This window comes from Jiangella alkaliphila, assembly GCF_900105925.1.
In the GTDB taxonomy this organism is placed as follows: Bacteria; Actinomycetota; Actinomycetes; order Jiangellales; family Jiangellaceae; genus Jiangella; species Jiangella alkaliphila.
In genome coordinates this window covers 1,466,535-1,489,235 of record NZ_LT629791.1, presented here as the reverse complement: position 1 = coordinate 1,489,235, position 22,701 = coordinate 1,466,535, and the positions used below count along the sequence as shown (strand labels likewise).

The following is a 22,701-nucleotide window of genomic DNA, read 5'->3' as shown; positions in this document are numbered from 1 at the left end:
TCCTGTTGTGTGTCGTTCTCGATGACTCCACGATGTCCTGCCCGCCTTACGGTTCTCTTCAGGTCCGCTTCAGCGGCGGCCGAACGGGGTACGCCGTGAGGCAGGAGGTGCATCGTCATGACCGTCCACCAGATCGACGTCTGGCTCGACCAGCTGCCCGAGGACCGCCGCGCGGAGGCCGAGGCGCTGGCCGGCCTCGTTCGCGAGCGCGCGCCCGGCGACCTGGACGAGGCGATCAAGTGGAACCGGCTGACGTTCACCGCGGGCGGCGACTGGCACCACTGGCTGTGCGCGGTCTCCGTTACGCGGCACACCGTCGGCCTGATGTTCCACAAGGGCGTGCTGCTCGACGACCCGGAGAGCCTGCTCGGCGGCAGCGGGCGGTACCTGCGCAGCATGCCGTTCGCCCGGGCTCAGGAGCGGCCCGACGCGGTGGCGGCGCTGCTGGGGCAGGCGATCGACCGGCAGAAGGACCTGCTCGACGAGTGAGGTGGCACAATCCGCCCATGCCCGCCAACCTCATCGTCGAGCCGCTGGACCGGAGGCCCGAGCTGGCCGCGATGCAGTCCCAGCTGCCGAACCTGTGGCCGTCGTTCATGCAGCAGGACCCCGCGGCCGGCCTGTACTACCCGGACGTCGAGACCAACCACCCCGAGCATGTGCTGGTCGCCTACGAGCCGCCGGACACCCCCGTCGCGCTCGCGTACACCGTGCCGTTCGAGTTCGGCGGCGAGCACCGGCGGGAGCTGCCCGACGACGGCTGGGACGGCGTCATCCGGTGGGCCGCGCAGGACCGCGACCGCGACTCGTCGCCGACGCTGGTGTCGGCGCTGGAGATCTCCATCCGGCCGGACCGCCGCGGCGAGGGCCTCGCCTCGGTGCTGCTCGCGGCCATGCACGAGAACGTCCGCCGGCTGGGCTTCACCGAGCTGGTGGCACCGGTCCGGCCGAGCGCGAAGCACCTCGAGCCGCACGTCCCGATGCGCGAGTACGCGTACCGCACCCGGCCCGACGGGCTGCCGGCCGACCCGTGGCTGCGCGTGCACGCGCGGGCCGGCGCGACGATCGTCAAGGTCGCGCCGCGGTCGATGGTCATCGCCGGCACGCTGGCCGACTGGCGGGAGTGGACCGGCCTGCCGTTCGACGCGACCGGCGACGTCGTCGTCCCGCAGGCGCTGGTGCCGGTGCACTGCAGCGTCGAGCACGACTACGCGGTCTACGTCGAGCCCAACGTCTGGATGCGGCACCCCGTGGGTTGAGCACCTTAAGCTCGACGACGTGGCACCGGAGACCCTGCGCGAGCGGAAGCAGCAGCGCACCCGCGAGGCGATCGTCGACGCCGCACTGGCGTTGTTCGCCGAGCGCGGCTTCGACCACGTCACCGTCACCGACATCGCCGAACGGGCCGAGGTCGGCCGCAGCACGTTCTTCCGCTACTTCGGCGACAAGCAGGAGGTCGTCTTCGGCGACGATCGCGTGGCGGACGAGCTGGTGGCGGCGGCCGGTGCCGCACCAGGCGGTGTGCCGGACACCCTGACCGCGGCGATCGCGCAGGTGCGCGCGCTGGTCGTCCCGTACGTCGCGGCCATCACGGCCAACGCCGCCCTCTACACCGCGCACGAGCGCCTGGTCGAGGCGCATCCGGAGCTGCGCGCCCGCAGCCTGACAAAGCTGCGCCGGCACACCGAGACGCTGACCCGCGTGCTCACCGACCGCGGCGCCGACCGCGAGACCGCCACCGTCGCGGCCGAGCTCGGACTGGCCTGTTACCAGGCCGCGCGCACCCTCGTCGACGACGATCCGGAGCGGCTGCCGGCCGCGGTCGAGGCCGCGTTCGACCGCCTCGCCGCCCGCTAGGACGTACGGCGTCAGCGATCGGCCTGGTGGTACTCCAGGCCGGTGCCGGACGGGATCAGGTAGGCCGCCCAGCGCTCCGCCGGCGGCCGCCCGCCAAGCGACCGCGCCGTCGTCAGGCCCGCGACCTCGGGACCGATCAGCGCCAGCCGGAACGGCACCACCGCGTGCAGCCGGGCGCCGATGCCGGCCAGCCAGCGGTCCAGCGGTCGCCGCCACAGCAGCGAGTCGCCGCCGCGGAACGGGAACGCGGCACTGCGCGGCTCGGCGAGGTCCAGCGCGCCGACCGGGATGAAGAACACCAGCCAGTCGGTGCCGGACACCTGCCGCACGGCCCGGACCCCGCACACGACGGTGCGGCGCCGCGGCAGCGTGACCAGACCGGCCAGCCGGCCGTGCCGTTGCAGCGCCGCCGCGGTGCAGGGCGCGTCGGCCCAGGTGCGCGGGTCGTCGCGGTCCGCCGCCTGGCAGCCGGCGACGTCGGCGGCCGTCCACAAGGTCGTCAGCGCGGCCTCCAGCCGGGCGTCGTCGCGCTCACCCAGCTCGACGGCCAGCTCGTACGCACCGCCCAGCCAGAGCGTGTCGTCTCGCAGATCGGATGCGTCCGCCGCCACGACGACCATCATTCCGGCTGGGCGGTCCGCATGGGGGTGGTTTCCGGACAACTCGGGCCATGAGTCTTGCGTAAACTGTGTCCATAGGACACAGTTTAGGTTCACAGCCATCGACCTCAGGAGGGATCATGTCCACCTCGGTGCTCTACATGTCGGTGTCCGCCGACGGCTACATCTCCGCGCCGGACGACTTCCTCGGCGGCCCCGAAGGCCACCGGCTGCACGAGTGGTTCGCGCCGGGCGGCGAGTTCGCCGAAGTCACCGGGCCGGCGGCGGAGGTGATGGACGAGATGGGCGCGGCCGGCGCCGTCGTCACCGGGCGGCGGACCGCCGAGCTGATGGACCACTGGGGCGGCGACCTCAACGGCCGGCCGATCTTCGTCGTCAGCCACCGTCCGCCGGCACCGGCCGCGCGGTTCGGCTATCCGCTGGTGACGTACGTGACCGACGGCATCGCCAGCGCGATGAAGCAGGCTCAGGCCGCCGCCGGCGACAAGCACGTCTACGTCCAGGGCGGATACACCGCGCAGCAGGCGCTCGCGGCCGGCGTGCTGGACGAGCTGCAGATCGCCCAGGTCCCGGTGCTGCTCGGCGGTGGCCGCCGGCTGTTCGACGTGCTGCCGGCCGAGATCGAGCTGGACATCGTCCGGGTGATCGACACCCCGGAGGCGACCCACCTCCGCTACCGCGTGCGGCGCTAGGGGTGGCCCCTAGTCGGGCAGCATCGGCATGACGATGGCCTCGTCGCGGTTCAGCAGGACGGCGCGGGTGACGGCGCGGTTGCCGAACCGGTTGCGTACGTCGTCGACGGTGGCGTCGAGGGCGCTGCCGCCGTGGCGGTCGATGGGCAGCGGCAGCTGCAACGGGTCGTCGTCCTCGAGGTTGCTCAGCGCGACGCCGAGCAGCGTGAGCCCGCGCTGCTCGATCGTCGGCGCGGTCGCGGCGACGAGGTTGCGGGTGACGGTGAGCAGCTGGCCGGTGTGCGACGTCGGCTCGGCCAGCGTGTGCGAGCGGGTCGCGCGGGTGTAGTCGTCGAAGCGCAGCCGCAGGACCACGGTGCGGGCGACCCGGCGGGCGGCCCGCAGCCGGCGGGTCACGCGGTCGACGATGCCAACGAGGACGGCGTCCAGCTCGGCCGGCGTTCGGTGCCGGCTGCCCAGCGCGTGCTGCGACCCGATCGAGTGGCGCCGCTGCCCCACGACGACGCGGCGCGGGTCGCGGCCGATCGCCAGCGCGTGCAGGTGCCGGCCGGCCGCCGGGCCGACGATCGCGACCAGCGACCGCTCGGCCACCTGGGCGACGTCGCCGACGGTGACGATGCCGCGCTGCCGCAGCTTCACCGCGGTCTTCTCGCCGACGCCCCAGAGCCGCTCGATCGGCAGCGGGTGCAGGAACGCCAGCTCGCGGTCGGGCTCGACCACCAGCAGTCCGTTCGGCTTGGCCACCGCGCTGGCGACCTTGGCCAGGAACTTGGTGCGGGCCACGCCGACGGTGATCGGCAGCCCGACCGTCCGCATGACGTCCGTCCGCAGCCGCGCGGCGATCTCGGGCGGCGACCCGGAGATCTTCGCCAGCCCGCCGACCTCGAGGAACGCCTCGTCGATGGAGAGCCCCTCGACCAGCGGTGTGGTGCGCCGGAACACGTCGAACACCGCGTCACTGGCCGCCGAGTAGGCCGACATGCGCGGCGACACGACGACGGCGTCGGGGCACAGCCTGCGCGCCTGCCGGCCACCCATCGCCGTCCGCACCCCGCGCGCCTTGGCCTCGTAGCTGGCCGCCAGCACCACCCCCATGCCGACGATGACGGGCTTGCCGCGCAGGTCGGGGTCGTCGCGCTGCTCGACCGACGCGTAGAAGGCGTCGAGGTCGGCGTGCAGAATGGTCGCCAGACTGGCCACGAACACATGTTCGCATCAGATCTGCACAATGCCAAGACTTCCGACAGCATGCATCTCCTTGACAAACGGATTTGTCGGTGGCACGCTTCTCGGCATGCAGGACGTCACGGTGATCGAAGACCCCGCAGCGGCAGAGGCGTCGCTGGACCCCATGCGGACCCGGCTGCTGGCCGAGCTCGCCGAACCTCAGTCGGCCACCATGCTGGCCACGCGCGTCGGCCTGGCCCGGCAGAAGGTGAACTACCACCTGCGCACGCTCGAACGGCACGGCCTGGTCGAGCTGGTCGAGGAGCGGCGGAAGGGCAACGTCACCGAGCGGGTGCTCCAGGCGACGGCGGCGTCGTACGTCATCTCGCCGACGGCGCTGGCGGCCGTCCAGCCCGACCCGTCCCGCTCGCCCGACAAGCTCTCCGCCCGCTGGCTGCTGGCGCTGGCGTCGAGGCTGGTCCGCGACGTCGGCCTGCTGCTCACCGCGTCGACGAAGGCGCGCAAGCGGGTCGCCACCTTCGCCGTCGACGGCGAGGTGCGCTTCGCCTCGGCCACCGACCGCGCCGCGTTCGCCGAAGAGCTGGCCGGCGCCGTCACCGCGCTGGTCGGCAAGTACCACGACGAGTCCGCCGAGGGCGGCCGCACGCACCGCATCGTCGTCGCCGTCCACCCGAGCGTCGACGCCGCGCCGAAGGAGCCCTGATCATGAGCCACCGGTTCGAGTCCACGCACCAGGCCGACCTCGACGCCACGCCCGAGGAGATCTGGCGGGCCATCGCCACCGGCCCCGGCATCGACTCGTGGTTCATGGGCCGGGCCGACGTCCAGCCCGGCCCCGACGGCACCGTCCGCATCGACTTCGGCGGCTACGCCCCGTCGCACGACGTCACCGCGTGGGAGCCGGGCAAGCGGCTCGCCTACGGCGGCGAGCCGGCGCCCGACGGCCGGTTCGTCGCCTACGAGTTCCTGCTCGAGGGCCGCGACCGCGGCAGCACGACGCTGCGGGTGGTCGCCAGCGGGTTCCTCCCCGGCGACGACTGGGAGGACGAGTTCGAGGCGATGTCGCGCGGCCACGAGCTGTTCTTCCAGACGCTGTTCGAGTACCTCACCCACTTCGCCGGCCGCACGGCCACGCCCGTCACAGCGTTCGGCCCGCCGGTCGCCGACTGGGACCACGCCTGGGCCGCGCTGCACGCCGAGCTCGGGCTCACCGCCCCGGTCGCTCCCGGCGACGGTGTCAGCCTGCGGCTCGCGGACGGCACGGCCGAGGACGGCGTCGTGTACTACGTCAACGCCGACACGCTCGGCATCCGCACCGGCGGCGCGCTGATCCGGTTCCTCGAAGGGTTCCGGGGCCCGATGGTCGCCGCCCACCACGTCTTCGCCGACAACGGGCACCGCCACACCGACGCGGCGTGGCAGTCCTGGCTGACCCGCGTCCTCGGCTGACCACCCATCCCGAAGGAGAAACCCTCATGACCAGCACCGTCACCTCGGCCGACGGCACCACGATCGCCTACACCAAGGTCGGCTCCGGCCCGCCGCTCGTCCTCGTCGACGGCGCCATGTGCTACCGCGACTCCGGCCCGATGGCCGACCTCGCGAAGGGCCTGGCCGCCGCGTTCACCGTCTACTACTACGACCGGCGCGGCCGCGGCGAGAGCACCGACACCGCGCCCTACGCCGTCGAGCGCGAGGCCGAGGACCTCGAGGCGCTGATCACGGCGGCCGGCGGCGACGTGTTCGTCTACGGCTGCTCGTCCGGCGTGGCCCTGGCCCTCGAGACGGCGAAACGGCCCGGCTCCGGCATCCGCAAGCTGGCCCTCTATGAGCTGCCCGCCGTCACCGACGACACCGGGAAGCACTGGGAGCCGGACCTGCTGGCGCACACCGACGAGCTGATCGCGGCGGACCGCCGCGGCGACACCGTCAAGCTGTTCATGAAGACCGTCGGTGTGCCGGGCTTCGTCGTCGCGATCATGCGGTACACGAAGGTGTGGAAGACGCTCACGGGCGTCGCCCACACCATCCCCTACGACTTCCGCGTGCTCGGCGACACCGGCTACGGCAAGCCGTTCCCGGCCGACCGGTGGTCCGCCGTCACGCAACCGGCGCTGGTCATGGACGGCGGCAAGAGCCCCGAGTACATGCGCAACAGCCAGCGCCGGCTGGCCGAGGTGCTGCCGAACGCGCGGTACCGGACCCTGCCCGGCCAGACCCACATGGTGAAGGCGGCCGCGCAGGTCCCGGTGCTGACGGAGTACTTCAGCGGGTAGCGACGGGCACCGGGGCATCCTCGGCGTCCGGGGTGCGGCCGGCGGCCGGCCGCGCGGGCAGCAGCAGCCCCGCGGCGGCGCCGGCCAGCGCCAGCACGACCGCGCCGGCCAGTGCGGCCACGAACCCGTCGGTGAACTCCCGCGGCGAGCCGTACCCGCCCCAGCCGGCGAACACCGCCACCAGCACGGCGATGCCGAACACGCCGCCCAGCTCGCGCAGCATCGAGTTCGCGCCCGCGCCCTTGCCGATCATGTGCGCGGGGACGGAGCTGACGACGGAGTTCTGCGTCGCGGGGATCGCCATCGAGATGCCGATGCCGCTCACGATCAGCGGCGGCACCAGCTGCGCGTAGCTCACGCCGGGTTCGGCCACCAGCGCCAGCCAGCCGAACCCGGCCGCCTGCAGCACCAGCCCGCCGACCAGGAACGGCCGCTCGCCGAACCGGTCGACCAGCGCACCGGCGATCGGCGCGACGACCATCAGGCAGCCGGTCCACGGCACCAGCCGCAGGCCCGCTTCGAGCGGCGTGTGGCCCAGGCCGGTCTGCAGGAACTGCGCGATCAGGAACAGCGTCCCGAACAGCGAGGCGATCAACAGGAACCCGGCCGCGTTGCCGGCGGAGAAGGCACGGGACCGGAAGAACCCGAGCGGCAGCATCGGCTCGCGCGCCCGCCGTTCCCACGCCACGAACGCCGCCAATAGCACCGCGCCGAGCAGCAGCGCCGTCACGACCTCCGCGCTGCCCCAACCGGCGCTGTTGCCGCGGACCAGCCCCCAGACCAGGCCGAACGCCGCGGTGGTGGCCAGCGCCAGCCCGGGGAAGTCCAGACCGGTGTCCGTGCCGTGGCTCTCGTCGATGCGGGTGAGCACGAACGGCAGCACCAGCAGGCCGAGCGGGACGTTCAGCCAGAAGATCCACTCCCAGGACACGCCCTCGGTGATCGCGCCGCCCAGGACCGGGCCGCCGACCACCGACAAGCCCGTCACGCCCATGAAGATGCCCAGCGCCTGACCCCGGCGCTCGGGCGGGTAGGCGGCGCTGAGGATGGCCAGCGCCAGTGGCATCAGCAGCGCGGCACCGGCGCCCTGGGCGATCCGGGCCGCGATCAGCCAGCCGACGCCCGGCGCCAGCGCGCAGGCCGCCGACGCGATGGTGAACACCACCAGGCCGGTCGCGAACATGCGGCGGCGGCCGAACCGATCGCCGAGCGCCGACCCGGTCATCAACAGCACGGCGAGGCTCAGGTTGTAGGCGTTCACCGTCCATTCCAGCTCTTCGAGCGTGGCGCCGAGATCGGTCCGGATGGTGCTCAGTGCGACCGTCACGATCAGGGTGTCCAGCGACACCATGAGCGAGGCGATCGAGGTGAGGGCCAGGACCCAGGCCCGGCGCGAGCGGGGGCTCATCGTGTGACTCCTTCGGTTTCACGGATCCGTCACCTCAGGCAGATCCGCGGCCCGCGCGGAACTCGCCGATGACTTCCGGGTCCCACCCGGATCTGTACAGGGAGGAGCACCCGAGGAGGCATCGATGACCGTGACGTCCGAGACGCGGGCCGACGAGTTCGCCCGGCAGACCGACCAGTACCGCCGGGAGCTGCTGGCGCACTGCTACCGCATGCTCGGCTCGCTGCACGACGCCGAGGACACCGTCCAGGAGACCTACCTGCGGGCCTGGCGCGGCTACGACGGGTTCGAGGGCCGATCGTCGCTGCGGACGTGGCTGTACACGATCGCGACCCGCGCCTGCCTGCGCGCGCTGGAGAGCCGGGGCCGCCGGCCGATGCCCTCGGGGCTGGCAGGACCGGGCGCCGACCCCGACGCGCCACTGGACCCGCCGCTCACCGACGTGCCGTGGCTGGAGCCGTTCCCGGACACGGCCGCCGGCGCGGACGCGTCGGCCGGCGACCCCGCCGCGATCGCCGTCGGGCGCGAGAGCACCCGGCTGGCGCTGGTCGCCGCGCTGCAGTACCTGCCGGCGCGGCAGCGGGCGGTGCTGATCCTGCGCGACGTGCTGCGCTGGCGGGCTGCTGAGGTGGCCCGGCTGCTCGACACCACGACGACGGCGGTCAACAGCGCGCTGCGGCGGGCCCGGGCGCAGCTGGCCGGGCTGGACGCGGACGGCGCCGCGCGCGCCGCACCGGCGCCGGCCGACGCGCGGCAGCGGGAGCTGCTGGACCGGTACGTCGCCGCGTTCGAGCACGCCGACGTCGACGGCCTGGTCCGGCTGCTGGCCCGCGATGCCGTGCTGGAGATGCCGCCGCACGCGACGTGGTTCCGCGGGGCGGAGGCGATCGGGCGGTTCCTGGCGCCGCGGCTCGGCGCACCGGGCGACCTGCTGATGGTCGCGACCCGGGCCAACGGGCAACCGGCGCACGCGATGTACAAGCGCGGCGCCGACTGCGTGCAGCGGGCGCACGGGCTGATCGTGCTGACGGTGGCCGGCGCGCGGATCGACCGGCTGACGGTGTTCCTGGACGCGGAGTGGGTCAGGGCGTGCGGTCTTCCCGCCGTCCGAGCTGGCGGCGCCACCAGTTGAGCCAGGTGAGCGGACTGAGCGGGTTGCCACGAGCGCGGCGGGCCTCTTCGGCCGCGAGGCGCTCGGCGGCGGCCGCCTGCTCGGCCGCGGCGGCGCGCTCGCGGGCGACCTGCTGTTCGGCCGCCATGCGCTCGGCCCGCGCCTTGCGCCACTCGTCGACGACGGTGTCGGCGTCGACCAGGGTGACCGGGATGTTCGGGCCGGACGGCGCCCGCAGCCACTGCTTGATGCGCTCGTTCAACTCGTCGACGACGTCGCGGACGGTCTGCTCGGAGCGGACGTCGCGGAGCGTCTCGGGCAGCTTGTGGACCTCTTTGCGCAGCCGCAGCGGCGTGGGCAACAGGGCGTCGGTGGACTCGCCCTCGGCGGCCAGCTTCTCGCGGATCCAGGTGTACTCGTCGCCTTGACGGCGCGGCGGCAGCGGCTTGCCGGCGAGCGGCAGGTCGTCGAACTCGCCGCGCTCCTGCGCCTCGCGGACCTGCTTGTCGATCCACGACTCGAAGCCCATGCCGGGCGGTTTGCGTTCCGCCATGACTCCATTGTCGCAGGAGTCGTCAGCCCGGCGACGGGAGGGACTTCTCGAACCAGTGGTGCGCGTACGGCTCGGCGTTGAAGGCCGCCACCTCGGCGTAGCCGGCCGACCGGTAGAGCGCGATGGCCTCCGTCAGCGCCTGGTTCGTCTCGAGCCTGACGGCGGGCGCGCCGTACTCCGCGGCGCGCCGTTCCAGCTCGGCCAGCAGCCGCCGGCCGAGACCCAGCCCGCGGGCGGTCTCGTCGACCCACATGCGCTTGAGCTCGGCCGGCTCGGCGCCGTGCAGCTTGAGTGCGCCGCAGCCCACCGGCGCGCCGTGCAGCGTCGCGACCAGCACCAACCCGGCGGGCGGGCGCAGGTCGGCGGCGTCGGCGCGGATGCTGCGGGCGGGGTCGAAGCCGCCGTCGAAGCGGGCGTCCAGCTCGGCGGCGTACGCGCGCAGGCAGTGCTGTGCCGCCGGCTCCTCGGGGTCGGCCGGCGCCAGGTGCACCGTCGCCGCCGTCAGCAGCCGCTCGACCTCGCCCATCGCCGCGACCAGCCGCGCGCGCTGGCGGTCGGGCAACGTCGACAGCAACTCCGCGGCGAGCTCGTCGCTGCGCTCGTCCAGCAGCCGCCGCTCCGCCCAGCCGGCCTCGGTGAGCCGGGCCAGCCGCACCCGCCGGTCGGCCGCGCTGGGCTCCGTCGTCACCAGGCCGGCCGCCTCCAGCGAGCGCAGCAGCCGGCTGACGTAGCCGGAGTCGAGATCGAGCGACGTGCGCAGCGCCCGCACGTCGCGGCCGTCGCCGATCTCCCACAGCAGCCGAGACTCCCCCAGCGGCCGGTCGCGGGCCAGGAATCGGTCGTTGAGCGCGCCGACCTGCTGGGTGACGAGCCGGTTGAACCGGCGCACCCGCGCGACCATGATCTCGTCCATTCTCTGACTGTAGTCAGGGAATCTGCCCGGAGTCATGCCTCGGCGTTCTCGATCTCGTCGAGTCGTCGCAGCATGATGTTCGCCTGCTGCTCCGCCAGACCTGCACGCTCCAGGCTCAGGGCCTCGAATTGTCCGTGAGCTGCACTGTTCCGGAGGCCCGCCAACTGTTCCAAGTCCTTCACATCCTGCGCGGTCAACAGGTCTGCCTTGCGCAGCAGGCGGTAGTAGGCACCCATCGAGGGCCGCTCCGACATCTGCAGCCCTTGGCTCTCAACGAGACCACGCAGCTTGATCTCCACTGCCGCGCCACACAGGATGATGGCTGCAGCAGGATGGCTACCACGATCGGCGTTGAGCCGGCGGACCTGTTCCATCAGATCTGTGCTCGCAAGTCCGGTCTCAGCCCACACTCGGGCGCCCAGCACGTCGATGACTCCTGCCGCGACCTGCGCTGCCCACTCGCGAAGCAGCGGCCCGAGCGCCCTCGCACCCGACTCGATCGATTGTCTGTCGCCGTGGCTGTCGTAGACCGACTGCGCTCGACGGACCCACTCCGACTCGGACCCGGCGTAACGACGCAAGAACTCCAGAGCGGCCACGGCACGACCTTGGATGGTCGGCAAGCTCTGGGCGTCCGTTGCCTTCCAATATCCACCGTTGCTGTACTCGGCCGTCTGCCAGCTCATGTCTCGTTCGAGTTCGTCAGCCTGCGACCGTGCCCACGCGAGGAGGTTCTGCGGGTCTCTCATACTTCGAATAATGCAGCCTGGCACCGACACCTCTGCAGTCCGACGACTGAGGCCGCCGTTCGTTGGCTCTCGGAAGACGATGACAAATCGGCGCGGGCATAGAGTCCTGCCATGGCCGAACTCGATCTGGCCGGCCGCCGGGCGCTGGTCACCGGCGGTGGCGGCGGCATCGGCGCCGCCGTGGCCCGGCGGCTTGGCGCGGCTGGCGCACATGTCATCGTCGCCGACATCGACGGCGAGCGCGCGGCGTCCGTAGCCGGCGACTGCGGCGGCGAGGCGTGGCAGGTGGACCTCTCCGACACCGCCGCGCTGGCGTCGGCCGAGCTGGACGTCGACATCCTGGTCAACAACGCCGGCATCCAGCACGTCGCCCGGCTGGAGGAGTTCCCGCCGGACCGGTTCGCGTTCATGCTGCGGCTCATACTCGAGGCGCCGTTCCTGCTCATCCGCGCCGCGCTGCCGGGCATGTACGCGCGCGAGTGGGGCCGCGTCGTCAACGTCTCCAGCGCGCACGGGCTGCAGGCCAGCCCGTACAAGTCCGCCTACGTGGCAGCCAAGCACGGCCTGGAGGGGCTGTCGAAGGTGACGGCGCTCGAGGGCGCGCCGCACGGCGTCACCTCGAACTGCGTCAACCCCGGCTACGTCCGCACGCCGCTGGTCGAGGCACAGATCGCCGATCAGGCCAAGGTCCACGGCCTGCCCGAGGACCGCGTCGTCAGCGAGATCATGCTGGCCAACGAGGCGATCAAGCGCCTCATCGAGCCTGACGAGGTCGCCGAGGCGGTCGCCTACCTCGCCGGCCCGGCGGCCCGGTCGATCACCGGCACCGACCTCGTCCTCGACGGCGGCTGGTCGGCCCGCTGACGGCGCCCGCGTCTTGGTCGCACGCTGAGCGAGGCATCGGTCCTCGCTCGCCGTCGTGGGGCCGGTGGTTGGCAGTTTGGTGGCGCCCTGGCCCCACCAAACTGCCAACCACCGAACCAGCGCGCGGTGGCTGCGTCGCAAGGATCAGACCGAGGTGCCGACGGCGTAGGCGATGAGCCGGACGGCCTGGGGCTCGAACAGGACGGTGTAGTGGTTGACGCCGCCGGCGGGGATGACGCGGACGGTCGGGGGCAGGCCGGCCGCGGCGATGCGGCCGGCGTCGAGGAGGCCCTGGGGCTCGTCCTGCAGCCCGCGGGCGGCGTACAACAGCATCGCCGGGACGGTGCCGTCGCGCAGGGACCGCAGCACGACGGGGTCGGCCAGGACGTCGGCGCCGTCGGCGCGGACCGCGTCGAGAACACAGGACGAGCGGCGGCCGCCGTCGCCGCTGACGAGGTCGTGGCGCAGGTACGCCGCCAGCAGGTCGCCGTACGACGTGTCGAGGCCCGGGCCGACGGCCGGGTGCTCGCGCCAGAAGTCCAGGTATGCGGCCTCGTCGGGGAACGTCATGGTCAGCCGCCGCATGGCCGGGCCGATCACCTGCTCCAGCGCCTCGTCGATGTCGCCCTCGGGCGCCGGGAACCCGACGCCGCCGTCGACCAGGACCAGCGCCGACACCCGCGACGGGTAGAGGTAGGCCGTCAGCGCCGCGACGTAGGCGCCCATCGAGTGGCCCAGCAGCACCGCCGACTCGACCCGGGCGGCGTCGAGGACGGCGACGACGTCAGCGGCGTGGGCGGCCAGGCCCCACGGACCGCGGATCGACCGGCTGTCCGCGCGGCCGCGCAGGTCGGGCGCGAGCAGCCGGACCTGACCGTCCAGCGCCTGCGCGACGGCGCCGAAGGCCAGCGCGTTCGCGGTGATGCCGTGCAACGCCATGACGACGGGAGCGCCGGCCGGGCCGCGCCCCAGCTCGTGGACCGCGAGCGTCCCCCCGTCGACCGCGACCCCGAGCGTCATCGGCCGTCCAACCCGCCGACCAGCGCGGCCACGAACTCGTCCGGCTTCTCGACATGCGGGCTGTGCGCGGCGCCGGCGAGGACGGTCTCGCTGGTGGCGCCGCCGGCCGCGCGGTAGGCGTCGAGGACGGCGCGGGTCTGCGCGACCATCGGCTGCGGCGGCGCGACGTCGTCGCCCGGCCAGCCCGGCACCGCGCCGATCGAGCCGAGGTAGGCGAGGTCGAACAGCGACGTGTCGGAGACGATGACGTCGTCGGAGCCGCGGATCCAGTGGATCGGCGGCTTCGGGTCGATCGCGTCGAGCCCGTCCAGCCGCAGGTGCGTCGGCGCCATCGTGTTGAGCACGCCGCGGGTGCCCGGACCCACGCCCGGCCAGGCGTCGGTGGCGACGGCGTCGCCGGGATAGTGGTCGTCGCCGACCGCGGTGGTCAGCATCGACTCGACGTAGGCGTCGGCGTGCTCCGGCACGAACGGCGGCTTCACGTATGACGACAGCATGACCTGCCGGGGCGACAGCGCGCCGTCGTCGCCGCTGTCGCCGTCGCGCAGGCGCGCCACGAACTCGGGGTTGGCCGCGCCGCCGCCGGACCCTGCTGCCGACGGGTCGGCCAGTGCGCCGTCGGCGCCGCGGGTGCCGCCGAACCCGTACGGCGACACCGGGTTGACCAGCGTGACCGACGGGTACCGGTTCGGCGCGTCGAGCAGCAGTTGCAGCACGACGGCGCCGCCCATGCTCCAGCCGACCAGATGGGCGCCGTCGAGTCCCATGGTGGCGAGCAGCCCGGCGACGTCGTCGGCGTAGTCGCGGACGCCGCGGGTCGCGTCGACCGGAAGCGTCTCGGTGCCGCCGAAGCCGCGCAGGTCGACCGCGACCGGGCGGAACCGGTCAGGCAGCCGGAGCATGGCCGGCTGCCAGAACACGCTGGACGACACGTTGCCGTGGACGAACACGATCGGTTCCCCGGTGTCGCGCCCGGCCACCGTGAGTGTGTTGACGGTGAGCCGCGGCGTCGCGTGACGGTGCTCCGTCACCCCCGGCATGAGCATGGATGTCATGGCCCCCTCCTCAGGCCAGATCATGCCCTACGTACGGGTTGATCGCCCGGGGCCACTACTCGCCGGGAAAGCGCAGCCCGATCTGCCGGCGGATCTCGTCGAGCGTCTCCATGATCGTCACCGTCTCGTCCAGCGGCATGACGTCGCTCTCGGTGGCGCCCGCGCGCAGCAGCCGGCCGACCTCGACGGCCTGGTGCCGCAGGCCGCCGCCGACGCGGGTGTACTCGAACCGCTCGGGCTGCGACGACGCCGGGCGCAGCAGCGAGAACGACGTCGGCGCGTACCAGACGTCGTCGATCTCCAGCCGCGCCTGGGTGCCGGTGATGACCGCGCGGTTCGCCGTCCGCGCCCGCATCGTGGTCGTGACGACGGCGTGCGCGCCGGACGCGTAGGTGAACACCGCCGACGTCTGGGCGTCGACGCCGTTCGGCGAGAGCGTCCCGGCCGCGGCGACGCCGTCGGGCCGGCCCAGCACGTACGACGTCAGCGAGACCGGGTAGATGCCGAGGTCGAGCAGCGCGCCGCCGGCGAGGTCGGGCCGCTGCAGCCGGTGCGCGGGGTCGGCCGGGATGGCCTGGCCGTGGTCGGCGACCACCGTCGTGACGTCACCCAGCACGCCCGAGCGCAGCAGTTGGTCGATGCGGCGGAAGTGCGGCAGGAACCGCGTCCACATCGCCTCCATCAGGAACAGGCCGCGCTCGCGGGCCAGCTCGACGACGTCGCGGGCCTCGGCGGCGTTGACGGTGAACGGCTTCTCGCACAGCACCGGCTTGCCGGCCTCGAGCGCGAGCCGGACGTTCGCCGCGTGCGCCGTCTGCGGAGTGGCGACGTAGACGACGTCGACGTCGGGGTCGTCGACCAGCTTCTCGTAGGAGCCGTAGGCGCGCGGCAGGTCGAAGCGGCCGGCGAACGCGGTGGCGCTCTCGTCGCTGCGCGACCCGACGGCGACCACCTCGGCGTCGTCGACCAGCTGCAGGTCGCGGGCGAACGAGGCCGCGATGCCGCCGGTGCCCATGATGCCCCAGCGGATGCGGCCGGCCGTGTCCGTCGTCATGTGCGCTCCCTAGCGGTACCCGGTGACGTCGGCGGGCTTGCCGGCGTCCTGCACCTCCACGAGGTACCGCCACGCGTCGGGGCGGCTGCCGTCGAGGTCACTGAAACGATAAACCTGGGCCAGCTGGCCACTCGACAGCGACTGCCCGTTCCACCGGGCGACGTCCGGGTCGGCAGCCAGCGCCGAGACCGCCCGGCCGACGTAGCGCGGTGTCTCCGAGATCGCGAAGTGCGGCTGCGCGCCGAGGGCGTCGCGCCAGTTCTCCTCGGTGACGCCGAAGTGGCTCAGCATGATCTCCGAGCGCAGCCACCCGGGTGTCAGCGCGACGGCGGTCGCGCCGTGCGGGGCCAGCTCCTTGGACTGGGCGAACGCCATGCGCAGCACCGACGCCTTGGCGAGGTCGTAGAAGAACGAGACCCGGTAGTTCGTCGCGTTGTAGTCGGCCGTGCCGTCGGTCATCTCGACGACCAGCCCGCCCGGCGTGCGGATCAGCAGCGGCAGCGCAAAATGGCTGGTGATGATGTGCGTGTCGACGGCCAGCCGGAGCAGCCGCAGCCCCTTCTCCAGCGAGTGCTCCCAGAGCGGGTCGGCCCAGCTGAACAGCAACTCGCCGCCCCAGATGTCGTTGACCAGCACGTCCAGCCGGCCTTGCTCCGCCTCGATGCGGCCGACCAGCGCCTCGACCTGCTCGGGCACCAGGTGGTCGACCTGCACCGGAATGCCGGTGCCGCCGGCCGCGGTGACCAGCTCGGCGGTCTCCTCGATGGTCTCGGGCAGGTCCTGCTCGGACCGCTGCGCGCGAGTCGTCCGGGCGGTGCAGTACACCGTCGCACCGGCAGCACCCAGCTCGACCGCGATGCCCCGCCCCGCGCCGCGCGACGCACCGGTGACGAGCGCGACCTTGCCTTCCAGCGTTGTGTCCAGCGTTGTGTCCATGACCCGATGGTGGCGGACAAACCCTGACACGGAGTGTCAGCTACAGGTCGCCCGGCAGCTGGAAGCGATACCCCAACCCGGGCTCGGTGATGAAGTAGCGCGGCTTCGACGGCTCAGGCTCGAGCCGCTGGCGGATCTGCGTCATGAACACCCGCAGGTAGTTCGTCTCGGTGCCGTACGCCGGACCCCAGACCTCGTGCAGCAACTGCTCGTACGTCACCAGCCGGCCGCTGTGGCGCACCAGCACCTCGACGATGTGCCACTGGCGGGGCGTGAGCCGGACGGCGGCGCCGTCGCGCACCACCCGCTTGGCCGCGAAGTCGATGGTGAAGTCGTCGGTCTCGACGACGGCGTTGCCGTCGGGCAGCACGGCCCGCCGGGTGGCGGCGCGCAGCCGGGCGAACAGCTCGTCCATGCCGAAGGGCTTGGTGACGTAGTCGTCGGCGCCGAGGTCGAGCGCCTCGACCTTGGCCGCCTCGGTGCCCCGGCCCGACAGCACCAGGATCGGGACCGACGACCAGCCACGGATGCCGCGGACGACGTCGAGGCCGTCCATGCTGGGCAGCCCGAGGTCGAGGATGACGGCGTCGGGGTGGTGGCGGGCGGCCAGTTGCAGCGCCTGTTCTCCGGTGCCGGCGAGGTCGGCGGTGTACCCCCGGGCCTTGAGGTTCAGCGCGAGGGTCTTGCGGATGCCGGCGTCGTCGTCGACGACGAGGATCCGGGCGGCTGCCTCCATGCCGCCGATCGTAGCCGGGCGCGCCGGCCGGACCGGTGCCCCAGACTGGTGTCATGGGACGCGGTCAGCTGCGGATCTACCTCGGTTCGGCGCCGGGCGTGGGCAAGACGTACGCCATGCTCGAAGAGGCGCACCGGCGGCTCGCCCGCGGGACCGACGTCGTGGTCGGGCTGGTCGAGCCGCACGGCCGGGCCCGGACGACGGAGCTGATCGGCGGCCTCGAGGTCGTGCCGCGGCGGACCGTCCAGTACCGCGGCGCCACGTTCGAGGAGATGGACCTCGACGCGGTCCTGCGCCGCCGGCCGGAGGTCGCGGTGGTCGACGAGCTGGCGCACACCAACGTGCCCGGGTCGCGGCACGCCAAGCGCTGGCAGGACATCGAGGACCTGCTCGACGCCGGCATCACGGTGCTGTCGACGGTGAACATCCAGCACCTGGAGTCGCTCAACGACGTCGTCGAGCGGATCACCGGCGTGCCGCAGCGCGAGACCGTCCCCGACGAGGTGGTGCGCCGCGCCGACCAGGTCGAGCTGGTCGACATGACGCCCGAGGCGCTGCGCCGGCGGATGGTGCACGGCAACGTGTACGCGGCGGAGAAGGTCGACGCCGCGCTGGGCAACTACTTCCGGGTCGGGAACCTGACGGCGTTGCGCGAGCTGGCGCTGCTGTGGCTGGCCGACAAGGTCGACGACCAGCTGGACCGGTACCGCGCCGACCACCACATCGACGACACCTGGGAGGCCCGCGAGCGCGTCGTCGTCGCGCTGACCGGCGGGGCCGAGGGCGAGACGCTGATCCGCCGGGCCGCCCGCATCGCCGCCCGCGGCCGGGGCGCGGACCTGATGGCCGTGCACGTCATGCCGAGCGACGGGCTGATCGGCGCGAACCCGACGCTGCTGGCGAAGCAGCGGCTGCTGATCGAGAGCCTCGGCGGCACCTACCACCAGGTGCTCGGCGAGGACATCCCGGCCGCGCTGATCGAGTTCGCCCGCGGCGTCAACGCCACCCAGCTGGTGCTCGGCGCGAGCCGCCGCGGCCGGCTGGCGCAGCTGTTCTCCCGCGGCGTCGCGCTCACCACGGTGTCGCAGGCCGGCTCGATGGACGTCCACCTGGTCCCGCACCAGCAGGCCGGTCGCGGCCGTACCGCCGCGCTGGGCAGCCCGCTGTCGCGGCACCGGCAGGTCGCCGGGTTCGTGCTGGCGCTGGTCGGGCTGCCGCTGCTGGTGCTGTTCGTGCGGCTGCTGCGCGACGACGTCTCGCTGGCGACCGGCGAGCTGTTGCTGCTGGCGATGGTGATCACGGCCGCGCTGGTCGGCGGCATGTGGCCGGCGCTGCTCGCCGCCGTCGCCGGGTTCCTGCTGCTGAACTGGTTCTTCACCGAGCCGATCAACTCCTTCGAGGTCAACCAGCTCGAGAACGTCGTCGCGCTGGCGGTGTTCCTGCTGGTGGCGGCGTCGGTGAGCATCGTCGTCGACACCGCCGCCCGGCGCACGCGCGAGGCGGCCCGGGCCAGCGCCGACGCGCAGAACCTCGCGACCGTCGCGGGCAGCATGGTCGGCAATCCGCGGCCGCTGATCGGGCTGCTGGACCGGCTGCTCGAGACCTACGGACTGACGTCGGTGACGCTGCTGGAGCGCTCGCCCGACGCGCCGCGGCTGCCGGGCAGCCAGGAGGACCCGTCCGTCTGGTCCGTCGTCGCGTGCGTCGGCGAGCGGCCCTGCCTGACCCCGGCCGAGGCCGACGTCGAGGTGCCGATCGACGACACGCTGTCGCTGGCGCTGAGCGGCCCGGCGATGCCGGCCGAGGACCGCCGGGTCATCGAGGCGTTCGCTGCCCAGGCCGCACTCGCGCTGCGGCAGGAGCGGCTGTCCCGCGAGGCGGCGTCGGCCGGCACGCTCGCCGAGGCCGACCGCATGCGCACCGCCCTGCTGGCCGCCGTCGGCCACGACCTGCGCACTCCGCTGGCCGCCGCCAAGGCCGCCGTCACCAGCCTGCGCAGCGACGAGGTCACGTTCGACGCCGACGACGAGGCGGAGCTGCTGGCGACGGCCGACGAGTCGCTGGACCGGCTCAGCGACCTCATCACCAACCTGCTTGACCTCAGCCGCCTGCAGGCCGGCGTCCTCGGCGTCGCGCTGCGCCCGACGGCGGCCGGCGACAGCGTCGCGCGCGCCCTGGACGAGCTCGGCGAACCGGCCCGGGAGGTGACGGTGGACCTGCCGGCCGACCTGCCGCGCATGGACGTCGATCCGGCGCTGCTGGAGCGGGTGCTGGTGAACGTGATCGGCAACGCGCTGCGGTTCAGCCCGCCAGGGCGACCGCCGACCGTGACCGGCCGCGAGGACGAGTCCGTCGTGGAGCTGCTGATCATCGACCACGGCCCGGGCATCCCCGAGGACCAGCGCGACCGCGTGTTCGTCCCGTTCCAGCGCCTCGGCGACAGCGGCACCGGCGTGGGGCTCGGGCTGGCGCTGTCGCGCGGCCTCACCGAGGCGATGGACGGCACGCTCACCCCCGAGACGACGCCCGACGGCGGGCTCACCATGCGCCTCGCCGTCCCCGCCGAGGACGACGATCCGGCGCCGGGTGGCAGAGTGGTGCTCGATGAGCGACCCGATGACCGCCGCGGCGACGACGTTCCTGGCCGCGCTCGACCCTGACCAGCTGGACCGGGCCCACGCGCCGTTCGACGCACCCGACCGGCGCATGTTCACCTACCTGCCGCGGTCCCGGCCCGGGGTGGCGATGGGCGAGCTGTCCGGACCGCAACGGTCGGCGGCATTGCAGCTGCTGGCCACCGGGCTGTCCGCCGCCGGGTTCGTCGATGCGCGGACGATCATGGACCTCGAGACGGTGCTCGGCGCGGTCGAACGGACGGCCGGGGTGCCGACGTGGGAACGGCGCCAGCCCGGGCTGTACTGGGTCCGGGTGTACGGGACGCCGGGCGCGGCGACGTGGGGGTGGCGGGTGGGCGGGCACCACCTGGCCGTGACGGTGACCGTCGCCGGCGGGCGCGTGGTGGGGACGCCGCAGTTCTTCGGCGCCAACCCGGCCACGATCCCGGACGGCTTCCCGGGCGCGGGACGGCGCACGCTCGGCACCGAGCACGACCTCGGCCGGGCCCTGGTCACGGCGCTGCCGCCCGCCGAGCGCGCCGTCGCCGTCACGTCACCCGAGGCCCCGAGCGACATCCTGACCCGCGACGACCCCGTCGCCGACGCGGGCCGCATCGCGCCCGGGCTGGCCTACGGCGACATGCCGCCGGCCGGGCGCGAGCTGCTGGAACACCTGATCCACCAGTACCTCGGCCGGGTGACGCCGGCCGCCGCGGAGCCGGCCTGGGGCGACCTCGCCGCCGCCGGGCTGGAGCGCGTCACGTTCCGCTGGGCCGGCCCGGTCGAGCCCGGCCACGGCCACTACTACGCCGTCCTGGGCCCGACCTTCCTGCTCGAGTACGACAACACCCAGCACGACGCGAACCACATCCACTCGGTCTGGCGCGACCTGCGCCACGACTGGGGCGACGACCTGCTGGCCGCCCACCACGCGGCGCACCACGCCTAGGTGAGAGCTCGCGGGCGTCAGCACGAGGTGAGGGAACGGCCGGGCGGTGCGTGGCCACCCGCCACTCGACGGTAGGCGGCGCATAGTTGGAATGATGCTCACGATGCCCGCCTCGCCGTCGTCGTCTGCGCAGGCCGCCAGGAAGCGGCTTGCCGACAAGCTGCGCGAGCTACGGGTCGAGCGGGGCATCTCCGGCGTCGAGTTCTCCCGGCAGGCCGGTTGGTCCGGCTCGTCGATGGTGTCGCTGGTCGAGAAGGGTCGGCGGACGATCAGCCCCGACCACGTCAGGCTGTGGTGTCGCATCTGTGAAGCGTCACCGCGGCGGACGGAAGAACTACTGGCCGAGCAAGCCGCCGTCGCAGGTACGTGGGTGACCTACCAGCAGCTCAACCGCGGCGGGCTACGCAAGGCGCAGGAGTCGGTGCGCGACCTGTACGAAGGGCTGTCGCTGTACCGGTCGTACCAGACCAAGGTCATCCCCGGCCTGCTCCAGACCGAGGCGTACACGACGGCGGCGCTGACGATGATCCGCAGGGAGCAGGGCGTCGAGGTCGATGACGTCGCTGATGCGGTAGCGGAGCGGATGGACCGGCAGAACGTGTTGCGCCGGCCGGACGCGCGGTGGGTGTTCGTGTTCGAGGAGGCGGTGCTGCGATACCGGCCGTTCGCGGCTGAGGTCCATGCCGCGCAGCTCCGGCACCTGCTCGCGGTAATGCGCCGTCCGACCGTCTCGGTCGGAGTGATTCCGATGGACGCCGACCGGCGCAACATGTCCCCTGACGAAAGCTTCAACATCACCGACACCCGGCTGGTGTCGGTGGAACTGGTCTCGGGGTTCTTGTCGGTGACCGACCCGGCCGAGGTCGCCATGTACAGCGCCGCGTGGGAGCGGCTGTTCGCACTGGCCGTCCACGGCGACCGGGCCGCGTCGCTGATCCGCGCTGCGCAGGCGAGTCTCAGCTAGGGCTGTAGGCCGCGTGCGGGATGGCGCGGTCCCAGATCATCTCGACCGAGGCCACTACCTGGGCGACCTTGCGTGGGTCGCTGACGTACTCGTACTGGCGCAGGCTGTGGCCGTCTCCGGCGTTGAAGTTGTAGCGAACGAGCCGGTGGTCGATCATCCACAGGTCGGCACCGGGAAGCAGGAGGTCGTAGGCCTGGCGCCGGGGGAGCCAGCGCAGCTCTTCGCCGGCATCGATGTTGCCGTCGCTGATCGCATGCTCCCAGCGGATGTAGTCCGTGACCGGCTCGGACACGACACGGACGCGCCGGACCGTCACGCCGCGCTCGACCGCTGACCCGATCAGCTTGGCCCAGACGCTCCAGTCGTACTCGGTGCTGCCGGTCTCCCGCCAGCGCTGAAACGCCGGGTCGTCATCTCCGTAGCCCTCGCGCATCTCGACATGGATCGCCGAGCGCTGCGCGGTGGCCAGGAAGCGCTCGAACGTCAGCTCGCCAGGCCCCTGCCGCTCCGGTTCGTAGTTCCCGTAGACGGCCTCGCCGAGGATCGAGGCCATGCGCGCCGGCTGCCACACCACCGCCTCGTCGGCGGCGATCGCGCCGTGCTTGGAGATCGAGGCCAGCACCTCCGGGTCCGTCACCACACGGCCCTGCTGGTAGAAGTCGCCCGTCACCGGGTCCACGTAGACGGCCGGACACTCGTCCTGGGGCGAGCCGGGGTCCAAGCCGATGAAGTCCACCACAGCATCCTCCGCGTGATCATCGAGCTGCACAGCCTCGACCATCACCCGCCGCGATGCCTTGCGTCAACGCTAGGAACCCGTAGGTGTCAAAGCCAGTCAAAACTCTCGCTCACGGTTGGCGCCCTGGGCCACGGTCGATGCATCCGCCACGCCCCACGACCCGGTGCTGGAGCATCCGATGACCCACTTCGCAGTCAGCCGGCATCGCGCGGGCCACGGGAGCCGCCGGTGACCAGCCAGGAGCAGGAAGCCGGTGCAAGGCACTGGGCACCGGCCTACCGGGCGCACTGCTCACGGTGCAGGAAGTCCGGGCGCATGTTCTCCTCGTACGGTAGTGCTGAGCAGGCAGCCCAAGGCCATGCCGACAAGTACGGCCACGTCACGCACGTGATCGACCAGTAC

At 72.8% G+C, this 22,701-nt stretch carries 24 protein-coding genes; 12 read left to right on the top strand and 12 right to left on the bottom strand.

Annotated features, from left to right (window positions below):
• Positions 1 to 117: 117 nt before the first annotated feature.
• Genes BLV05_RS06910 through BLV05_RS37560 form a run of 3 tightly spaced genes read left to right on the top strand, consistent with a single transcriptional unit; the run spans position 118 to position 1,857 of the window.
• Positions 118 to 489, top strand: coding sequence for a DUF1801 domain-containing protein (locus tag BLV05_RS06910; RefSeq protein WP_082155069.1), 372 nt, complete (start codon positions 118 to 120; stop codon positions 487 to 489).
• A gap of 17 nt (positions 490 to 506) precedes the next feature.
• The gene (locus BLV05_RS37565; RefSeq protein WP_046767794.1) at positions 507 to 1,259 is read left to right on the top strand and encodes a hypothetical protein; all 753 of its coding nucleotides are present in this window, start codon (positions 507 to 509) and stop codon (positions 1,257 to 1,259) included.
• A gap of 19 nt (positions 1,260 to 1,278) precedes the next feature.
• Positions 1,279 to 1,857, top strand: coding sequence for a TetR/AcrR family transcriptional regulator (locus BLV05_RS37560; protein WP_046767793.1), 579 nt, complete (start codon positions 1,279 to 1,281; stop codon positions 1,855 to 1,857).
• A gap of 11 nt (positions 1,858 to 1,868) precedes the next feature.
• On the opposite strand, the gene BLV05_RS06895 is transcribed toward BLV05_RS37560, so the two are convergent.
• The gene (locus BLV05_RS06895; RefSeq protein ID WP_152690651.1) at positions 1,869 to 2,468 is read right to left on the bottom strand and encodes a hypothetical protein; all 600 of its coding nucleotides are present in this window, start codon (positions 2,466 to 2,468) and stop codon (positions 1,869 to 1,871) included.
• Between the two features lie 128 nt (positions 2,469 to 2,596).
• On the opposite strand from BLV05_RS06895, the gene BLV05_RS06890 reads away from it, so the two are divergent.
• Complete coding sequence (locus BLV05_RS06890; RefSeq protein WP_046767791.1) at positions 2,597 to 3,169, top strand: dihydrofolate reductase family protein; 573 nt, start codon at positions 2,597 to 2,599, stop codon at positions 3,167 to 3,169.
• Between the two features lie 9 nt (positions 3,170 to 3,178).
• On the opposite strand, the gene dinB is transcribed toward BLV05_RS06890, so the two are convergent.
• Complete coding sequence (gene dinB / locus BLV05_RS06885) at positions 3,179 to 4,369, bottom strand: DNA polymerase IV (RefSeq protein ID WP_231948770.1); 1,191 nt, start codon at positions 4,367 to 4,369, stop codon at positions 3,179 to 3,181.
• Positions 4,370 to 4,463: 94 nt separating this feature from the next.
• Between dinB and BLV05_RS06880 the strand changes: the two genes are divergently transcribed.
• The 3 genes from BLV05_RS06880 to BLV05_RS06870 are packed head-to-tail and all read left to right on the top strand — an operon-like array spanning position 4,464 to position 6,633.
• The gene (locus tag BLV05_RS06880) at positions 4,464 to 5,060 is read left to right on the top strand and encodes an ArsR/SmtB family transcription factor (protein WP_046767789.1); all 597 of its coding nucleotides are present in this window, start codon (positions 4,464 to 4,466) and stop codon (positions 5,058 to 5,060) included.
• Between the two features lie 2 nt (positions 5,061 to 5,062).
• A complete protein-coding gene (locus BLV05_RS06875; RefSeq protein ID WP_046767788.1) occupies positions 5,063 to 5,806 on the top strand; it encodes an SRPBCC family protein in 744 nt (247 codons plus the stop codon).
• A gap of 26 nt (positions 5,807 to 5,832) precedes the next feature.
• A complete protein-coding gene (locus tag BLV05_RS06870) occupies positions 5,833 to 6,633 on the top strand; it encodes an alpha/beta fold hydrolase (RefSeq protein ID WP_046767787.1) in 801 nt (266 codons plus the stop codon).
• Here BLV05_RS06870 and BLV05_RS06865 read toward each other — a convergent pair.
• A complete protein-coding gene (locus BLV05_RS06865) occupies positions 6,623 to 8,041 on the bottom strand; it encodes an MFS transporter (RefSeq protein ID WP_046767786.1) in 1,419 nt (472 codons plus the stop codon). The genes BLV05_RS06870 and BLV05_RS06865 overlap by 11 nt on opposite strands.
• A 124-nt stretch (positions 8,042 to 8,165) precedes the next feature.
• On the opposite strand from BLV05_RS06865, the gene BLV05_RS06860 reads away from it, so the two are divergent.
• Complete coding sequence (locus BLV05_RS06860) at positions 8,166 to 9,173, top strand: sigma-70 family RNA polymerase sigma factor (protein ID WP_046767785.1); 1,008 nt, start codon at positions 8,166 to 8,168, stop codon at positions 9,171 to 9,173.
• On the opposite strand, the gene BLV05_RS06855 is transcribed toward BLV05_RS06860, so the two are convergent.
• Genes BLV05_RS06855 through BLV05_RS06845 form a run of 3 tightly spaced genes read right to left on the bottom strand, consistent with a single transcriptional unit; the run spans position 9,124 to position 11,304 of the window.
• Complete coding sequence (locus BLV05_RS06855; protein WP_063932514.1) at positions 9,124 to 9,705, bottom strand: DnaJ family domain-containing protein; 582 nt, start codon at positions 9,703 to 9,705, stop codon at positions 9,124 to 9,126. The genes BLV05_RS06860 and BLV05_RS06855 overlap by 50 nt on opposite strands.
• 22 nt (positions 9,706 to 9,727) lie before the next feature.
• The gene (locus tag BLV05_RS06850; RefSeq protein WP_046767784.1) at positions 9,728 to 10,618 is read right to left on the bottom strand and encodes a bifunctional helix-turn-helix transcriptional regulator/GNAT family N-acetyltransferase; all 891 of its coding nucleotides are present in this window, start codon (positions 10,616 to 10,618) and stop codon (positions 9,728 to 9,730) included.
• A 32-nt stretch (positions 10,619 to 10,650) separates the two neighbouring features.
• Entirely contained in the window at positions 10,651 to 11,304 is a 654-nt protein-coding gene (locus BLV05_RS06845; protein WP_046767783.1) for a hypothetical protein, read from the bottom strand.
• Positions 11,305 to 11,478: 174 nt separating this feature from the next.
• Between BLV05_RS06845 and BLV05_RS06840 the strand changes: the two genes are divergently transcribed.
• Entirely contained in the window at positions 11,479 to 12,231 is a 753-nt protein-coding gene (locus tag BLV05_RS06840) for a 3-hydroxybutyrate dehydrogenase (RefSeq protein ID WP_046767782.1), read from the top strand.
• A 144-nt stretch (positions 12,232 to 12,375) separates the two neighbouring features.
• Here BLV05_RS06840 and BLV05_RS06835 read toward each other — a convergent pair whose 3' ends face one another.
• From BLV05_RS06835 to BLV05_RS06815, 5 genes are read right to left on the bottom strand one after another with little or no spacing between them, the layout of a single operon-like run.
• Positions 12,376 to 13,251: an alpha/beta hydrolase gene (locus BLV05_RS06835; protein ID WP_052762285.1), complete on the bottom strand. Its 876-nt coding sequence runs from the start codon at positions 13,249 to 13,251 to the stop codon at positions 12,376 to 12,378.
• The gene (locus BLV05_RS06830; RefSeq protein ID WP_046767781.1) at positions 13,248 to 14,306 is read right to left on the bottom strand and encodes an alpha/beta fold hydrolase; all 1,059 of its coding nucleotides are present in this window, start codon (positions 14,304 to 14,306) and stop codon (positions 13,248 to 13,250) included. Before BLV05_RS06830 ends, BLV05_RS06835 begins: the two co-directional genes overlap by 4 nt.
• A gap of 55 nt (positions 14,307 to 14,361) precedes the next feature.
• Positions 14,362 to 15,360: a Gfo/Idh/MocA family protein gene (locus tag BLV05_RS06825; protein ID WP_197683561.1), complete on the bottom strand. Its 999-nt coding sequence runs from the start codon at positions 15,358 to 15,360 to the stop codon at positions 14,362 to 14,364.
• A gap of 9 nt (positions 15,361 to 15,369) precedes the next feature.
• The gene (locus BLV05_RS06820) at positions 15,370 to 16,296 is read right to left on the bottom strand and encodes an SDR family oxidoreductase (protein ID WP_046767780.1); all 927 of its coding nucleotides are present in this window, start codon (positions 16,294 to 16,296) and stop codon (positions 15,370 to 15,372) included.
• A gap of 40 nt (positions 16,297 to 16,336) precedes the next feature.
• Positions 16,337 to 17,032 (bottom strand): response regulator, encoded by a 696-nt coding sequence (locus BLV05_RS06815; RefSeq protein WP_046767779.1) that lies wholly within the window; start codon positions 17,030 to 17,032, stop codon positions 16,337 to 16,339.
• A gap of 53 nt (positions 17,033 to 17,085) precedes the next feature.
• On the opposite strand from BLV05_RS06815, the gene BLV05_RS06810 reads away from it, so the two are divergent.
• The 3 genes from BLV05_RS06810 (at position 17,086) to BLV05_RS06800 (ending at position 21,560) form a co-directional block, all read left to right on the top strand.
• On the top strand, positions 17,086 to 19,692 hold the full coding sequence (locus BLV05_RS06810) for a sensor histidine kinase (protein ID WP_063932513.1): 2,607 nt from the start codon (positions 17,086 to 17,088) through the stop codon (positions 19,690 to 19,692).
• Entirely contained in the window at positions 19,637 to 20,596 is a 960-nt protein-coding gene (locus tag BLV05_RS06805; protein WP_046767778.1) for a DUF3500 domain-containing protein, read from the top strand. Before BLV05_RS06810 ends, BLV05_RS06805 begins: the two co-directional genes overlap by 56 nt.
• A gap of 94 nt (positions 20,597 to 20,690) precedes the next feature.
• The gene (locus BLV05_RS06800) at positions 20,691 to 21,560 is read left to right on the top strand and encodes a helix-turn-helix domain-containing protein (protein ID WP_160312724.1); all 870 of its coding nucleotides are present in this window, start codon (positions 20,691 to 20,693) and stop codon (positions 21,558 to 21,560) included.
• On the opposite strand, the gene BLV05_RS06795 is transcribed toward BLV05_RS06800, so the two are convergent.
• Entirely contained in the window at positions 21,553 to 22,296 is a 744-nt protein-coding gene (locus BLV05_RS06795) for a DUF6879 family protein (protein ID WP_197683560.1), read from the bottom strand. The genes BLV05_RS06800 and BLV05_RS06795 overlap by 8 nt on opposite strands.
• Positions 22,297 to 22,701: the final 405 nt, after the last annotated feature.

Coding starts and splice junctions, on each gene's coding strand:
- BLV05_RS06850 (WP_046767784.1), bottom strand. CDS start 10,618: ATGGACGAGATCATGGTCGCGCGGGTGCGCCGGTTCAACCGGCTCGTC.
- BLV05_RS06860 (WP_046767785.1), top strand. CDS start 8,166: ATGACCGTGACGTCCGAGACGCGGGCCGACGAGTTCGCCCGGCAGACC.
- BLV05_RS06880 (WP_046767789.1), top strand. CDS start 4,464: ATGCAGGACGTCACGGTGATCGAAGACCCCGCAGCGGCAGAGGCGTCG.
- BLV05_RS06855 (WP_063932514.1), bottom strand. CDS start 9,705: ATGGCGGAACGCAAACCGCCCGGCATGGGCTTCGAGTCGTGGATCGAC.
- BLV05_RS37565 (WP_046767794.1), top strand. CDS start 507: ATGCCCGCCAACCTCATCGTCGAGCCGCTGGACCGGAGGCCCGAGCTG.
- BLV05_RS06910 (WP_082155069.1), top strand. CDS start 118: ATGACCGTCCACCAGATCGACGTCTGGCTCGACCAGCTGCCCGAGGAC.
- BLV05_RS06865 (WP_046767786.1), bottom strand. CDS start 8,041: ATGAGCCCCCGCTCGCGCCGGGCCTGGGTCCTGGCCCTCACCTCGATC.
- BLV05_RS06810 (WP_063932513.1), top strand. CDS start 17,086: ATGGGACGCGGTCAGCTGCGGATCTACCTCGGTTCGGCGCCGGGCGTG.
- BLV05_RS06845 (WP_046767783.1), bottom strand. CDS start 11,304: ATGAGCTGGCAGACGGCCGAGTACAGCAACGGTGGATATTGGAAGGCA.
- BLV05_RS06840 (WP_046767782.1), top strand. CDS start 11,479: ATGGCCGAACTCGATCTGGCCGGCCGCCGGGCGCTGGTCACCGGCGGT.
- BLV05_RS06820 (WP_046767780.1), bottom strand. CDS start 16,296: ATGGACACAACGCTGGACACAACGCTGGAAGGCAAGGTCGCGCTCGTC.
- BLV05_RS06830 (WP_046767781.1), bottom strand. CDS start 14,306: ATGACATCCATGCTCATGCCGGGGGTGACGGAGCACCGTCACGCGACG.
- BLV05_RS06870 (WP_046767787.1), top strand. CDS start 5,833: ATGACCAGCACCGTCACCTCGGCCGACGGCACCACGATCGCCTACACC.
- BLV05_RS06835 (WP_052762285.1), bottom strand. CDS start 13,251: ATGACGCTCGGGGTCGCGGTCGACGGGGGGACGCTCGCGGTCCACGAG.
- BLV05_RS06825 (WP_197683561.1), bottom strand. CDS start 15,360: ATGACGACGGACACGGCCGGCCGCATCCGCTGGGGCATCATGGGCACC.
- BLV05_RS06805 (WP_046767778.1), top strand. CDS start 19,637: ATGAGCGACCCGATGACCGCCGCGGCGACGACGTTCCTGGCCGCGCTC.
- BLV05_RS06800 (WP_160312724.1), top strand. CDS start 20,691: ATGCTCACGATGCCCGCCTCGCCGTCGTCGTCTGCGCAGGCCGCCAGG.
- BLV05_RS06890 (WP_046767791.1), top strand. CDS start 2,597: ATGTCCACCTCGGTGCTCTACATGTCGGTGTCCGCCGACGGCTACATC.
- BLV05_RS06875 (WP_046767788.1), top strand. CDS start 5,063: ATGAGCCACCGGTTCGAGTCCACGCACCAGGCCGACCTCGACGCCACG.
- BLV05_RS06815 (WP_046767779.1), bottom strand. CDS start 17,032: ATGGAGGCAGCCGCCCGGATCCTCGTCGTCGACGACGACGCCGGCATC.